The 13,257-nt window shown below is 67.4% G+C and carries 14 protein-coding genes; 6 read left to right on the forward strand and 8 right to left on the reverse strand.

The annotated features are described in order from the left end of the window. The first annotated feature begins 5 nt into the window (after positions 1-5). From AC30PD_RS08980 to AC30PD_RS08990, 3 genes are all read left to right on the forward strand, one after another. Positions 6-1,151, forward strand: a complete 1,146-nt coding sequence (locus tag AC30PD_RS08980; RefSeq protein WP_489535310.1) for a JmjC domain-containing protein — start codon at positions 6-8, stop codon at positions 1,149-1,151. Next, positions 1,148-1,633 (forward strand): hypothetical protein, encoded by a 486-nt coding sequence (locus AC30PD_RS08985; protein WP_489535311.1) that lies wholly within the window; start codon positions 1,148-1,150, stop codon positions 1,631-1,633. The genes AC30PD_RS08980 and AC30PD_RS08985 overlap by 4 nt, the downstream gene beginning before the upstream one ends. A 147-nt stretch (positions 1,634-1,780) precedes the next feature. Beyond that, entirely contained in the window at positions 1,781-2,128 is a 348-nt protein-coding gene (locus AC30PD_RS08990) for a hypothetical protein (protein ID WP_489535312.1), read from the forward strand. Between the two features lie 69 nt (positions 2,129-2,197). Here the strand turns inward: AC30PD_RS08990 and AC30PD_RS08995 are convergent, their stop codons facing one another. The 8 genes from AC30PD_RS08995 to AC30PD_RS09030 all read right to left on the reverse strand — a co-directional run bounded on the left by AC30PD_RS08995 (position 2,198) and on the right by AC30PD_RS09030 (position 8,967). Then, positions 2,198-2,902: a hypothetical protein gene (locus AC30PD_RS08995; protein ID WP_489535313.1), complete on the reverse strand. Its 705-nt coding sequence runs from the start codon at positions 2,900-2,902 to the stop codon at positions 2,198-2,200. A gap of 128 nt (positions 2,903-3,030) precedes the next feature. Next, positions 3,031-3,807: an MBL fold metallo-hydrolase gene (locus tag AC30PD_RS09000; protein WP_489535314.1), complete on the reverse strand. Its 777-nt coding sequence runs from the start codon at positions 3,805-3,807 to the stop codon at positions 3,031-3,033. A 23-nt stretch (positions 3,808-3,830) separates the two neighbouring features. Beyond that, positions 3,831-4,976, reverse strand: coding sequence for an NlpB/DapX family lipoprotein (gene bamC / locus AC30PD_RS09005; protein ID WP_489535315.1), 1,146 nt, complete (start codon positions 4,974-4,976; stop codon positions 3,831-3,833). Between the two features lie 82 nt (positions 4,977-5,058). Further along, a complete protein-coding gene (dapA, locus tag AC30PD_RS09010; RefSeq protein WP_489535316.1) occupies positions 5,059-5,940 on the reverse strand; it encodes a 4-hydroxy-tetrahydrodipicolinate synthase in 882 nt (293 codons plus the stop codon). A 53-nt stretch (positions 5,941-5,993) separates the two neighbouring features. Continuing rightward, positions 5,994-6,545 carry a class I SAM-dependent methyltransferase gene (locus AC30PD_RS09015; protein ID WP_489535317.1) on the reverse strand — a complete coding sequence of 184 codons (552 nt, stop codon included), beginning with the start codon at positions 6,543-6,545 and terminating at the stop codon, positions 5,994-5,996. Between the two features lie 80 nt (positions 6,546-6,625). Beyond that, entirely contained in the window at positions 6,626-6,748 is a 123-nt protein-coding gene (locus AC30PD_RS09020) for a hypothetical protein (RefSeq protein ID WP_489535318.1), read from the reverse strand. After that, complete coding sequence (locus AC30PD_RS09025; protein WP_489535319.1) at positions 6,745-7,959, reverse strand: MFS transporter; 1,215 nt, start codon at positions 7,957-7,959, stop codon at positions 6,745-6,747. The genes AC30PD_RS09020 and AC30PD_RS09025 overlap by 4 nt, the downstream gene beginning before the upstream one ends. 54 nt (positions 7,960-8,013) lie before the next feature. After that, complete coding sequence (locus AC30PD_RS09030) at positions 8,014-8,967, reverse strand: aldo/keto reductase (protein WP_489535320.1); 954 nt, start codon at positions 8,965-8,967, stop codon at positions 8,014-8,016. Between the two features lie 52 nt (positions 8,968-9,019). Between AC30PD_RS09030 and AC30PD_RS09035 the strand changes: the two genes are divergently transcribed. Genes AC30PD_RS09035 through AC30PD_RS09045 form a run of 3 tightly spaced genes read left to right on the forward strand, consistent with a single transcriptional unit; the run spans position 9,020 to position 13,190 of the window. Further along, positions 9,020-11,011 (forward strand): DNA topoisomerase IV subunit B, encoded by a 1,992-nt coding sequence (locus tag AC30PD_RS09035; protein WP_489535321.1) that lies wholly within the window; start codon positions 9,020-9,022, stop codon positions 11,009-11,011. A gap of 10 nt (positions 11,012-11,021) precedes the next feature. After that, on the forward strand, positions 11,022-11,552 hold the full coding sequence (locus tag AC30PD_RS09040) for a GNAT family N-acetyltransferase (protein ID WP_489535322.1): 531 nt from the start codon (positions 11,022-11,024) through the stop codon (positions 11,550-11,552). Positions 11,553-11,576: 24 nt separating this feature from the next. Beyond that, positions 11,577-13,190, forward strand: a complete 1,614-nt coding sequence (locus AC30PD_RS09045; protein ID WP_489535323.1) for a long-chain fatty acid--CoA ligase — start codon at positions 11,577-11,579, stop codon at positions 13,188-13,190. Positions 13,191-13,257 lie beyond the last annotated feature (67 nt).

Here is a 13,257-nt window from a genome sequence, read left to right on the forward strand (position 1 = left end):
ACTTCATGGACATCACTCGGGCCACGCCCCTGCTGGGCGGCCTGTCGCCCAGCACTTTCATGCGCCGCCACTGGCAGAAGAAGCCGCTTCTGGTGCGCCAGGCCGTGCCCGGAGGCCTGGCCCTCGTGGGCCGTTCGCAACTGTTTGAACTGGCCGCGCGCGACGATGTCGAGTCGCGCCTGATCGTGCATGACCAGGGTGCGTGGACGTTGCGCCACGGGCCGCTCAAACGACGGGTGATCCCGAGTCCCAAGCGCCTGGGCTGGACGCTGCTCGTGCAAGGCCTCGACCTGCACGTCGATGCGGCCCACGCGCTGCTGCAGCGCTTCCGCTTCGTGCCTGACGCGCGGCTCGACGACCTGATGCTGTCTTACGCGAGTGATCGCGGCGGTGTCGGCCCGCACGTCGACTCCTATGACGTTTTCCTGTTGCAGGTGCAGGGCCGGCGGCGCTGGCGCATCGGCCGCAGCCGCGACAAGACGCTGGTGCCCGGCGTGCCGTTGAAGATCCTGGCGCGCTTCGAGGCCGAGCAGGAGTGGCTTCTCGAACCCGGCGACATGCTCTACCTGCCGCCCGGCTGGGCCCACGACGGCGTGGCCGATGGCGAGTGCATGACGGCCTCGATCGGCTTTCGGGCGCCGGGCCGCGAGCAACTCGGCCGCGAACTGCTGCAACGCCTGCTCGACGATGCCGAGCCGGTCACCAAAGACGTTTTGTACCGCGACCCGAAGCTCGCCGCGGCGGCCGAACCTGCGCGCATTCCGGCCGAGCTGAGCGCGTTCGCGCTCGACGCGGTGGCGCGCGCGCTCGCCGATCGGCAGGCGCTCGACTGCACGCTCGGCGAGGTGCTCAGCGAGCCCAAGGCCGGCGTGTGGTTCGACCCGCCCGCGGGCGCGCCGGCAGGGCATGGCGTGGTGCTCGACCGCCGCACCCGCATGCTCTACGACACGCGCCACGTGTTCATCAACGGCGAGTCTTTTCGTGCCGGCGGGCGCGACGCACAATTGATGCATCGCCTCGCGGATGTCAGATCGCTGTCTGCCGCAGAGCAAGCGCTGTTGAGTGCCGAGGCGCGCGCGCTGCTCGACGACTGGGCCGATGACGGCTGGCTGCATGCCGCCGCCGTGCCGAACGAAGGAGACCCTCGATGAACGCGTCCGACGCCGTGATCACTTCGCGCAGCGAGTTCCACACTGCCGTGCGAGAGGCTTTTGCCGAGGCGGCGAGCGTCGGCTGCCGCGAACTCATGCTCTGCGACCCGAGCTTCGCCGACTGGCCGCTCGGCGAGCGCGCGGTGGTCGAGCAACTTTCGCATTGGGCGTCTTCACATCGCCGGCTCACGTTGCTCGCCGAAGACTTTTCGGAACTGGCAAGGCGCCATCCGCGCTGGGTCGAGTGGCGCCAGACCTGGGCGCATGTGGTGCATTGCCGCACCAATGCCGAGCTCGAAGCCGGGCAGATGCCCACCATCCTGCTGGCGCCGGGGCTGCTGAGCGTGCGTCTTTCCGACCCTGTTCACCACCGTGGGCAACGCTCGCACGAGGCGGCCGAAGGGCTGCGCTGCAAAGAGTTGTTTGATGCGGTTTTGCAACGATCGGAAGAGGGCTTCCCGGCGTCGACAACCGGCCTCTAGGGAATCTCCCTAGAGCTGGCTATAATCGAAGGCTAGGCACTGGACACGCTCGAGCGTTCCTTGTCTGCGAACGTTGGGGCTCTGCGAAGGCTGGGGTTCCCACAATTACCGGTAATTGTTCGACCCTAATGATCTTTGAGGACACACATGAATAAGTCGCTTCTGCTTGCTTCCCTCGTCGCCGCCGTTGCTCTTGCCGCCTGCGGCAAGAAGGAAGAAATGGCCGCTCCCGCTGCTGCCGCTTCGGCTGCTGCTGCTCCGATGGTGGCTGCTGCCGCGTCGGCCGCTGCCAGCGCTGTTGACACCGCCGCTTCGGCCGCGATGGGCGCTGCGTCGGGCGCGATGGCTGCCGGCTCTGCCGCTGCCGGCGCTACCGCCGACGCCATGAAGGACGCTGCTGGCAAGGCCGCTGACGCCGCCAAGGATGCCGCCGGCAAGGCCGCCGACGCCGCCAAGGACGCTGCTGGCAAGGCTGCCGACGCTGTCAAGAAGTAAATCGGGTCACCCCGGTTGCAAAGAAGCCGCCTTCGGGCGGCTTTTTCGTTTTTTGGCCTGTGGTGAGGCTCATGCTCGCGGGTGTGATGGCCCGCCGCGCGCCCGGCCCACCTGCTGCGCGCCGATCATGACCAAGAGCGGCAGGCAGGCTTCGAGCGTCTCTTCGATCGCTTGCGCCCAGACTGCGGCGGGCAACGACAGCGCGACCCCGAAGTCTTCTTTCAACACGCCGACGCCTCGGTCGAACGACTTGGCGACGATGCCGGTCACGAAGAAGACGAGCACCGTGACAGCGAGGGGATGGGCCTGTTTCAGCGCTCGCAGCAGCGGCAAGGCGTGCCGAAGCGCCAGGTAGGCCACGGCCAGCAGAAACAGGCTGACCGTGGCCAGCGCGAACAGCCTCGTCTGCAGCGGTGCGTGGCCATAGTAGAAGGACACACGCAGCACGCTGTCGTTGGCGGCGGTGCGGTGCAGGTCGAGTTCGCGCGCCAGCAGCCCGGCGATGCCGATCAGCAGTGCCGTCGGCGTCTTCCAGTCGGCGGCAGCGCGCGCGCAGAAAAGCACGAAGGCCATGGCGACGACATAAAGCACGGCCGTGGCGTTCTCGACCAGGCCGTATTCGGCGACGAGTGCCGCCAGACGATCTGCCGGCAGTGCGATCCAGGCCAGCGTGGCGCCGAAGATGGTGGCCAGTGGCAACCACACCGACGCGTAGGGTTGCCGCAGCCACGCCGCAGACGCTGGGCGGGAAGAGGTGGACTGATCGTGCTTCATCGGAGCTTGGCGGCGGCAGTTTGAATCTGGAACGCGAATGCGAACGCGTCGCATCAAAGTTTACCGCGTTGGCAGATTCGCGTTCGCCGCAGAGGCCACCGCCGCCCTGGGCGAAGCGCCTCAGGGCTTCAGGACAGGTCGAGCCAGCCGAAGCCCAGGGCCGGGTCGGCCACGACGATGTCGTCGGGCATCCCGCCGCAGGCATGTGCCAGCGCGGCGCGGGCCAAGGCGGGGCGGTTGTTCTGTTCGCTCAGATGGGCCGCCACCAGATGGCGCAGCCCGCCGTGTGTGCAGGCACGAAGAATCTCGGCAGCCGTGTCGTTCGAGAGGTGGCCGAAGCGCCCGCCGATGCGTGCCTTCAACGATGCCGGATAGCGTGACTGCTCCAGCAGGCCGCGGTCGTGATTGCACTCGAGCAGCAGCGCATCGCAGCCTTGCAGGTTCGCCAGCAGGTGCGGCGTGATCGAACCGACGTCGGTCAGCACGCCGAGGTGGCGTGCGCCGTCGGAGAGCCGCAGTTGCAGTGGCTCCTGCGCGTCGTGCGCCACGGTGTAGGGGCTCAGCATCAGGTCGCCGACGACGATCGCCTGGCCGTCGCGGGCGAACTGCAGCAGCCCTTCGAGACCGGGCTCGCCGATCGCGCGCCAGGTGCCGCGGCTCATCCACAAGGGCAGGCCGTGGCGTCGCGCCAGTGTGGTGGCACAGCCCACGTGGTCGCCGTGTTCGTGGGTGATGAACACGGCGTCGAGGTCTTCGCTGCGCAGCCCGGCACGGGCCAGGCGGCTTTCGAGTTCGCGCGCCGAGAATCCGCAGTCGATCAGGACCCGGCTGGTGCGCGCGCCGCTGGTGGTTTCGACCACGGTGGCGTTGCCACCGCTGCCGCTGCCCAGGCTGCAAAAGCGCATCGCCGGGCGCAGACGAGGTCGACTTACTTCAGCTCTTCGAGCAGCGTGGTGGCGATGCGCTTGCCGGCATCGCTGGTCTCGGGCGCGCCCTGCCCGTCGAGCACGCTGACGACACTTCGGTCGCCGGACGCCTTGACCGAGACGCGGTACTTCGCCGGCCCGCTGTCGTTCTTGTCCAGGCCGAACAGCTTGGCGAAAAAGCCCGGTTCTTCCTTGCCCATGTTCGCCGGGTCGACGTAGCGCACGAAGTAGACACCCTGGCTGCGGTCGCGGTCTTCGACCGTGAAGCCGCTGCGGTCGAGTGCCACGCCGACGCGGCGCCAGGCGCGGTCGAAGCCGTCGTCGACCTGCAGGGCCGCCTGGCCTTCGACGATGCGGGCGCGCGCCGGTGCGCTGGTGGCGCCCGGGGCGGCGGCCGCAGCCTTCACCGCCTCTTCCTTGGCGCCGAGCTTGAGCATCAGCCGCGACAGAAACTCGCCTTCGAGTTGCGGATCGGAAGGGCGTGGTTGCCAGATCGTGCTTTCGCGCCCCTGGCCGGTCACGACTTCGATCATGCCGCGGTGCACGATGTAGATCTCGCTGCCGCCGCCGCTTCGCTCGATGCGGGTTCGGAACTTGTCGCGCTCGCCGGTCGAGTAGAGGCCCTCGAGCACCTTGCCGATCGACGAGCGAACAAAGTCCTGCGGCAGCTTGGCGCGGTTCTCGGCCCAGTCGGTTTCCATGACGCCTGCGGCCGGGTCGTCGGTGATGATCCGGAAGCCGCGGTCTTTCCAGAACGCCTGCAGTTGCGGCCACAGTTGTTCCGGCGGCAGGCTGCTGCGCAGCCAGCGCTCGTTGCCCAGGCGCTCGATGCTCATGTCGCCGATGGACTGCGGGGCGACCGCGGCCGAGGCCGCAGCCGCAGGGGCCGTTGCCGACGCTGCGGTCGGGGCGGCCTGGTACGACGCCGCGCTCACCGTGGTGCCTTGTGTTTGCTGGTAGCGCGAGTCGCGCGTCAGTTGGGTCAAATCGGGCGGCACTTCGAGGCCCGGCGTCTTGGAGCCGCCGCTGCGGTAGTCGATCTTGTCGCCGCTCAGCGCGTCACCAACTGCCGTACAGCCGAACAGCGAGGACAGGGTGGCTGCAAGCGCGAGAGCGCGCAGCGAAACGATGGGAAAGGAACGGCTCAAGTGTTTCTCCGGAAAGGGGCGGACAAGCAAACCGCATCGGCGCGGTGCCCCGGCAAGGAACGAGGGGCGCGCGGTTCGCGTGTCAAAGGAGGCCGGCGTCGAGCAGCGCCTGCCCGACCACGGCTTGCCCGGCGGGCGTGAGCGGTGTGATCGGAAGGCGCAGGGCGGGGCCGCAGAGGCCGAGCTTGGCCATCGCCCACTTGGTGGGTGCGGGGCTCGGCTCGGTGAACAGGTGGGCGTGCAGCGGCATCAGCTTCAGGTGAATCGCCGCCGCTTCCTTGGCGCGGCCGGCCATCGCCGCCACGCACAGTTCGTGCATCAGCTTCGGCGCCACATTGGCGGTGACGCTCACGTTGCCATGGCCACCGAGAAGCATCAGCGCCACGGCCGAACCGTCGTCGCCGGAGTAGACGGCAAAGCCGGCCGGTGCACGCTTGATCAGCCACGAGGCGCGGTCGATCTCGCCAGTGGCTTCTTTCACACCGACGATGCCCGGCACCTGCGCCAGGCGCAGCGTGGTCTCGACCTGCATGTCGGCCACCGTGCGGCTGGGCACGTTGTAGAGCACCATCGGGATGTCGACGGCTTCGGCAATCGCCTTGAAGTGGCTGTAGATGCCTTCCTGCGAAGGCTTGTTGTAGTACGGCACGACCGACAGCGTGCAGTCGGCACCGACCTTCAGCGCGTAGCGCGAGAGCTCGATCGCCTCGGCCGTCGAATTGCCGCCCGCGCCGGCCATGACCGGCACACGCCCCTTGGCATGTTCAACGGCCACACGGATGATTTCGCAGTGTTCCTCGACCGACACGGTCGGCGACTCGCCAGTGGTGCCGACAACGCCGATGCAGTCGGTGCCTTCGGCCACGTGCCAGTCGATGAGGCGGCGCAGGCCGGGGTAGTCGACGCTGCCGTCTTCCTGCATCGGCGTGACCAGCGCCACGATGCTGCCGTTGATGACTTTCATGCGGGTTCCTCTGAATCCGAAGATTTTACCTGCCCGGGCCGGGCCGCCCCCGGCTACAGCCGGTAGCGCTCTGCGGCGGCGTCACCGGTGCGTTCGCGCACCGCCACGAGCCTCTGGATGAAACGGTCGGGGCCGGTCGCAAAGCCTTCTTCGAACGCGATCACCCGCAGACCCTGCGCGGCCCGAAGAAGTTCACTGGGCTGCAGCAGAAACTTCGGGTTCGAGGGTTTGCCGACACGCTCGTTGCCGGCGCTGAAGGTCTCGTAGATGAGCACGCCGCCTTCGGCCACGCTGCCCATCAGCGTGGGCAGCAACTCGCGCCAGAGGTAGTTCGTGACGACGACCGCGTCGAAGCGCTGGCCCGGCAGCGGCCACGGGCCCGACTCGATGTCGGCCAGCACCGTTCGTGCGATGTTGCTCGAAAGTGCCAGCGCAGCCTCGTCACGATCGACGCCGGTGACGCGGCAGCTCCTTTGCGCGAACCAGCGCAGGTGCCGGCCCGAGCCGCAAGCCACGTCGAGCACCGTGGCGCCGGGCGCCACGAGGTGCGACCAACGCTGCACCCAGATGGAGGCTTCGCCACCGCCGTGGCTCGAACCGTTCATGTCAGTGCCGCCCGGCCGCCCGAAGGCACTGACGCGCCCCTCGGGGGCCGCGAACGAAGTGAGCTGGGGGCTGTTTCATGTCAGAAGCAAGCCCAGAGCTGGTTCGCGAGGGTCATCGTGATGTCCGGACGCAGGTAAGCGGCGAACACGAGCAGCAGCGCCGCGCCCGACGCCAGCCACATGAGCGCGCGACGAAGCTTCATGCCGGTACAGGCTGGGCTCGCACGATCGCCTGCTCCTTGACGGGCAGGTTCACGAGCGCTGCGAACACGCCGAGCGCCACCGCGATCCACCACACCACGTCGTAGCTGCCGGTCATGTTGTAGAGCCGGCCGCCGAGCCAGGCGCCGAGAAAGCTGCCGCACTGGTGGCTCAGGAACACGAAACCGCCCAGCATCGACAGGTACTTCACGCCGAATATCTGGGCGATCACGGCGTTCGTGGGCGGCACGGTCGAGAGCCACAGCGTGCCCATCACCGCGGCGAAGATGTAGACGCTCCAGGACGTGAGCGGCACGCTCAGGAACACCGTGATCGCCACCGCCCGCAGCGCGTAGATCGACGACAGGATGTACTTCTTCGGCACACGCTCGCCGAGCGAACCGGCCGCGTAGGTGCCGACCACGTTGAACAGGCCGATCAGTGCGAGCGCCGTGGTCGCCACGTCGGGCGTCAGGCCGTGGTCTTTCAGGTAGCTCGGCATGTGCACGCCGATGAAGACCACCTGGAAACCGCAGACGAAATAACCGGCCATCAGCAGCAGAAAGCTCGGGTGCGAGAAGGCTTCGCTCACTGCGGCCTTCATGCTCTGCTGCGGGCCTTTCGCCGCCGCTACCGCGGGCTCCTTGAGGCCAAAGGCCAGCGGCACGATGGCCAGCGCCGACAAACCGAGAATGAAGAGCGCGTACTGCCAGCCCACGCCGTTGATCAGCCCGTTTTCGACCGGCACCATCAGGAACTGCCCGAACGAGCCTGCTGCCGCTGTGACGCCCATGGCCCAGCTGCGCTTGTTGGCCGGCACGTTGCGCCCGATCACGCCGTAGACGACCGCGTAGGTGGTGCCCGATTGCGCCATGCCGAGCAGCAGGCCCGCGCTGCCCATGAAACCGATCGCCGACGTCGACAGGCCCATCAAGACCAGGCCCGACGCGTAGAACACGGCACCGACCAGCAGCACCCGGAAAGCCCCGAAACGGTCGGAGAGCGCGCCGGCGAACGGCCCGGCAATGCCCCACGAAAGATTCTGGATCGCGATCGCCAGCGCGAACGTTTCGCGTGACCAGCCGCGTTCCAGCGTGACCGGCTGCAGCCACAGGCCGAAGCCGTGGCGGATGCCCATCGACAGGGTGACGATCATGGCGCCGCAGATCAGCACCTGTTTCAACGACAGCGGGGAAGAGGTCTCGGAGGTCATCCGAGACTGTAGCCAATCGCGGCGCGCCCTGCAGCGCGCGCAACACAGCGGGCGTCAGACCCTGGCGCTGGCCAGATCGATGCTGCGGATCGCCTCGGCGTCGAGCCGCAGCGAGGCCGCCGCCAGCAGCTCCTGCAACTGCGCGAGCGAGGTGGCGCTGGCGATCGGAGACGTGACGCTGGGCCGCGCGATCTGCCAGGCCAGCGCCACCTGCGCGGGCGTGGCATTCAAACGCGCGGCCACCGAATCGAGTGCAGCGAGCACGCCCAGCCCGTGCGGGTTGAGGTACTTGCTGGCACCTTGGCCGCGCGGGCTCTTGCCCAGGTCGGCCGCAGAGCGGTACTTGCCGCTGAGAAAACCGCTGGCCAGCGCGTAGAAGTTGATCACGCCCAGGCCGTGCTGCACGCACACCGCTTCGAGCCCGGCTTCAAAGGCCGGCCGCTCAACGAGGTTGTAGAGCGGTTGCAGGCACTCATAGCGCGGCAGGCCCTGGGCCGCGCTGACCGCGAGCGCTTCCGAGAGACGCGCAGGCGTGAAGTTCGAAGCACCGATTGCCCGCACCTTGCCGGCCTGGATCAGCTCGCCGTAGGCACCCAGCGTGTCGGCCAGCGGCACCGTGGTGTCGTCGTCGTGCGACTGGTACAGATCGACCACGTCGGTCTGCAAACGCTTCAGCGACGCTTCGACCGCGCTGCGGATGTAGGCCGGCGCCAGGCCGACCTTGCCGTCGCCCATGTCCTTGCCGACCTTGGTGGCGATGACCACCCGGCTGCGCTTACCGCTCTTCTTCAACCACTTGCCGACGATCGTTTCCGACTCACCGCCGGTGTGGCCCGGCACCCAGCGCGAGTACACGTCGGCCGTGTCGATGAAGTTCATGCCGGCATCGACCCAGGCGTCGAGCAGGTTGAACGACGTGGCTTCGTCGGCCGTCCAGCCGAACACGTTGCCGCCGAAGCACAGCGGCGAGACCTGCAGGCCCGAGCGGCCGAGTGTGCGATGGTTCATAACACCTCCTGTGATGTCGGCCCATTTTTGCAGGCTCCTAGAATCCGCGCCCATGGCAACCAGCAAACCCGGCAACAACACCTACGGCGAAGCGTCGATCCGCGTCTTGAAGGGGCTCGAGCCCGTGAAGCAGCGGCCGGGCATGTACACCCGCACCGACAACCCGCTGCACATCGTGCAGGAAGTGATCGACAACGCGGCCGACGAAGCGCTCGCCGGCTTCGGCAAACGCATCGACGTGACGCTGCACGCCGACGGCTCGGTCAGCGTCGAAGACGACGGGCGCGGCATCCCTTTCGGGCTGCACCCCGAAGAGCAGGTACCGGTCGTCGAGATCGTCTACACGCGGCTGCACGCCGGTGGCAAGTTCGACAAGGGCGCGGGCGGCGCCTACAGCTTTTCGGGCGGCCTGCACGGTGTGGGGGTCAGCGTGACCAACGCGCTCTCGAAGCGGCTCGAAGTGAGCGTTTGGCGTGAAGGGCAGGTCGCTTCGCTGACCTTTGCCGGTGGCGACGTGATCGAGCCGCTGAAGGTCCGCAAGGCCACCAACGCCGACCGCAAATGCGGCACCAGCGCGCGCGCCTGGCCCGATGCCAAGTACTTCGAGAGCGGCGAGTTGCCGAAGGCCGAGCTGATCCACCTGCTGCGCAGCAAGGCGGTGCTGATGCCGGGCGTGACGGTCACGCTCACGACCGAGAAGACCGGCCGGCATGAAGAAGAGCGGCAGACCTGGCTCTACAAGGGCGGCCTGCGCGACTACCTGATGCAGGCGCTCGTGAGCGACCCGGTGATCCCGTTGTTTGAAGGCGCGCACCACGCCGACGGTGGCGAGACCGAGAACTTCGCCGAAGGCGAGGGCGCGGCCTGGTGCGTGGCTTTCACCGAAGACGGCAACGTGATGCGCGAGAGCTACGTGAACCTGATCCCCACCGTCGCAGGCGGCACGCACGAGTCGGGCCTGAAGGACGGCCTGTTCGGTGCTGTGAAGGGGTTCATCGACATGCACAGCCTCTTGCCCAAGGGCGTGAAGCTGATGCCCGAAGACGTGTTCTCGCGCGCCAGCTTCGTGCTCAGCGCGAAGGTGCTCGACCCGCAGTTCCAGGGCCAGATCAAGGAGCGGCTGAATTCGCGGGATGCGCTGCGGCTGGTCTCGACCTACGTGAAGCCGTCGCTCGAGCTGTGGCTGAGCCAGCACGTCGACTTCGGCAAGAAGCTGGCCGAACTCGTGATCCGCCAGGCGCAGACGCGTCAACGCGCCAGCCAGAAGGTCGAGAAGCGCAAGGGCTCCGGCGTGGCCGTGCTGCCGGGCAAGCTGACCGATTGCGAGAGCCGCGACCTGTCGCTGAACGAACTCTTCCTCGTCGAAGGTGATTCGGCCGGCGGCAGCGCCAAGATGGGCCGCAACAAGGAAACGCAGGCGATCCTGCCGCTGCGTGGCAAGGTGCTCAACGCGTGGGAGGTGGAACGCGATCGCCTGTTCGCCAACAACGAGATCCACGACATCGCCGTCGCGATCGGCGTCGACCCGCACGGCGCCACCGATTCGCCCGACCTGAGCGGCCTGCGCTACGGCAAGATCTGCATCCTCTCCGACGCCGACGTCGACGGCTCGCACATCCAGGTGCTGTTGCTCACGCTGTTCTTCCGGCACTTTCCGAAGCTCGTCGAAGCCGGCCACATCTGCATCGCCAAGCCGCCGCTCTTTCGCATCGACGCGCCGGCGCGTGGCAAGAAGCCCGCCGCCAAGATCTACGCGCTCGACGAAGGCGAACTGAACGCCACGCTCGACAAGCTGCGCAAGGAAGGCGCGCGTGAAAACTCGTGGAGCATCAGCCGCTTCAAGGGCCTGGGCGAGATGAACGCCGAGCAGCTCTGGGACACGACGCTGAACCCCGACACGCGCCGCCTGCTCCAGGTCGAGTTCGCCGCGCTGGGTTTCACCGAAACGGTGGCGTCGATGACGAAGCTGATGGGCAAGGGCGAAGCGCAGGCGCGGCGCGACCTGATGGAACTGCACGGTGACGACGTCGAGGTGGACGTGTGAGGCCGCTGCCGTGACCGCCACTTCGGTGCGCCTGCGCCCGACGATGACATCCGACCTCGACTTCGTCATCTCGGTCGAGCAGGACAGCGCCAACCGCCCCTTCATCACACCGTGGGAACGCACCCAGCACGAAGGTGCGATCCGGTTCCCCGACTTTCGGCATTTCATTGTCGAGGCCGGCGCGGGTTACCCGTCGGCGGGCTTCGTGATCCTGCAGGGGTGCCGCAACCCGCACCGCTCGGTCGAGTTGAAGCGCATCGTGCTGTTGCCGGACGCGCAGGCTCACGGTGTCGGCCGTGCCTGCATCCGGCTGCTGGCGCAGATGGCGTTTCGTGATCTCGGGGCGCACCGTTTCTGGCTCGACGTGAAGGCGCTCAACGTGCGTGCGCAGGCCTTGTACCGCGCTGAAGGCTTTGTCGAAGAGGGCAGGCTGCGCGAGAGCGTGCGCACCGACACCGGCTACGACTCGCTGATCGTGATGTCGATGCTCGAGCACGAGCACGCAGCGCTGCTGCAGCAGCGGCTGCAGGGTGCGGCATGATCGCGGAAAACAGGAGACGAGACCATGCACGCCACGATGATGAATGTGCCGCTGTCGCTGAACCACCTGCTCGACCGCGCGGGGCACCTGTTTCCTGACAACCAGGTCGTCTCGCGCCTGCCCGACAAGACGCTCCGCACCCACAGCTACGCGCAGATCCACCGCCGCACCCGCGCGCTCGCTTCGGCGCTGCACAAACTCGGTTTGAAGAAGGGCGAGCGTGTCGCCACGCTCAGCTGGAACCACCACGCGCACCTGGAGTGTTATTTCGGCATCCCGGCAGCCGGTGGGGTGATGCACACGCTGAACCTGCGCCTCTCGCCCGACGAGATCGGCTGGATCGCGGGCGACGCGCAAGATCGCTTCCTGATCGTCGACGATGTGCTGCTGCCGCTGTACAAACAGTTCGCGCACCTGCACGAGTTCGAGCGCGTGATCGTGTTCCCGTTCTCCGGCGCACCGGTCGCGGCCGAGTTCGACGACTACGAGGCCTTGCTCGACGGCGCCGCGCCCTACAGCTTCAACTACCCCGCGCACGACGAGAATGACCCGGTGGCCATGTGCTACACCTCGGGCACCACGGGTCGGCCGAAAGGCGTGGTGTATTCGCACCGCTCGACCGTGTTGCACACGCTGGTCGGCTGCCTTGGCGAGAACTGGAGCCTGCGCACGAGCGACGTGCTGCTGCCGGTCACGCCGATGTTCCATGCCAACTGCTGGGGCCTGCCCTATGGTGCGGTGATGATGGGCGCGAAGCTCGTCTTCCCTGGCCCCCACCTGCATCCTGACGACCTGCTCGATTTGATCAAGGCCGAGCCGCCGACGCTGAGTGTCGGTGTACCCACGATCTGGCTCGGCCTGATCCAGCGCTTTGAGCGTGCGCTCGCCGAAGAGCCCGGCCGCTGGCAGCTGCCCAACGGCATGCGCTCGATGGTGGGCGGCGCGGCGGTGCCTGAATCATTGATCCGCGCTTTCGACCGCCACGGGGTCTGGCTCGTGCAAGGCTGGGGCATGACCGAAACCTCGCCGCTGGCCACCGTGTCGTCGAAGCTCGACGGCGCTGGCGAAGCCGAGCGCTTTCGCCGCGCCGCGATGGCCGGCATGCCGGTGCCGCTGGTCGACGTGCGCATCCGTGCCGACGACGGCAACGACGCGCCGCACGACGGCACGAGCATGGGCGAGATCCAGGTGCGCGGCCCCTTCATCACGGGTTCGTACCACCAGGTGCCGGTGGCGGCCGACAAGTTCACCGCCGACGGCTGGTTGCGCACCGGCGACGTGGCGACGATGGACGCGCAAGGCTATGTGCGCATCACCGACCGCACCAAAGACCTCATCAAGTCGGGCGGCGAATGGATCAGCTCGGTCGACCTCGAAAACGCGTTGATGGCGCACCCGGCCATTGCCGAGGCGGCGGTGATCGCCATTCCCGACGAGAAGTGGAGCGAGAGGCCGCTCGCCTGCGTGGCGATGAAACCGGGGCAGAATGCGGCCCCGGCCGAACTGGGCGCGCACTTGCTCCGGCACGGCTTCGCGAAGTGGCAGTTGCCCGACCGCTACGAAGTGATCGACGCCGTGCCACGCACTTCGACCGGCAAGTTCTGGAAGCTGAAGTTGCGCGAGCGCTTTCCGCGCTGAATCGAATCCGGGTCTGACTGCTTGTTTCACGATGGCAGCCGGGCCATCTGCCTTTCCCAACACCCTT

This window comes from Rhizobacter sp. (genome assembly GCF_032229685.1).
Taxonomy (GTDB): Bacteria; Pseudomonadota; Gammaproteobacteria; order Burkholderiales; family Burkholderiaceae_C; genus LMDS01.

Bases quoted from the DNA above. Each gene is read 5' to 3' on its own strand.
- AC30PD_RS08980 (WP_489535310.1), top strand. From the start codon at position 6: ATGGACATCACTCGGGCCACGCCCCTGCTGGGCGGCCTGTCGCCCAGC.
- AC30PD_RS08985 (WP_489535311.1), top strand. From the start codon at position 1,148: ATGAACGCGTCCGACGCCGTGATCACTTCGCGCAGCGAGTTCCACACT.
- AC30PD_RS08990 (WP_489535312.1), top strand. From the start codon at position 1,781: ATGAATAAGTCGCTTCTGCTTGCTTCCCTCGTCGCCGCCGTTGCTCTT.
- AC30PD_RS08995 (WP_489535313.1), bottom strand. From the start codon at position 2,902: ATGAAGCACGATCAGTCCACCTCTTCCCGCCCAGCGTCTGCGGCGTGG.
- AC30PD_RS09000 (WP_489535314.1), bottom strand. From the start codon at position 3,807: ATGCGCTTTTGCAGCCTGGGCAGCGGCAGCGGTGGCAACGCCACCGTG.
- dapA (WP_489535316.1), bottom strand. From the start codon at position 5,940: ATGAAAGTCATCAACGGCAGCATCGTGGCGCTGGTCACGCCGATGCAG.
- AC30PD_RS09015 (WP_489535317.1), bottom strand. From the start codon at position 6,545: ATGAACGGTTCGAGCCACGGCGGTGGCGAAGCCTCCATCTGGGTGCAG.
- AC30PD_RS09020 (WP_489535318.1), bottom strand. From the start codon at position 6,748: ATGAAGCTTCGTCGCGCGCTCATGTGGCTGGCGTCGGGCGCGGCGCTG.
- AC30PD_RS09025 (WP_489535319.1), bottom strand. From the start codon at position 7,959: ATGACCTCCGAGACCTCTTCCCCGCTGTCGTTGAAACAGGTGCTGATC.
- AC30PD_RS09030 (WP_489535320.1), bottom strand. From the start codon at position 8,967: ATGAACCATCGCACACTCGGCCGCTCGGGCCTGCAGGTCTCGCCGCTG.
- AC30PD_RS09035 (WP_489535321.1), top strand. From the start codon at position 9,020: ATGGCAACCAGCAAACCCGGCAACAACACCTACGGCGAAGCGTCGATC.
- AC30PD_RS09045 (WP_489535323.1), top strand. From the start codon at position 11,577: ATGCACGCCACGATGATGAATGTGCCGCTGTCGCTGAACCACCTGCTC.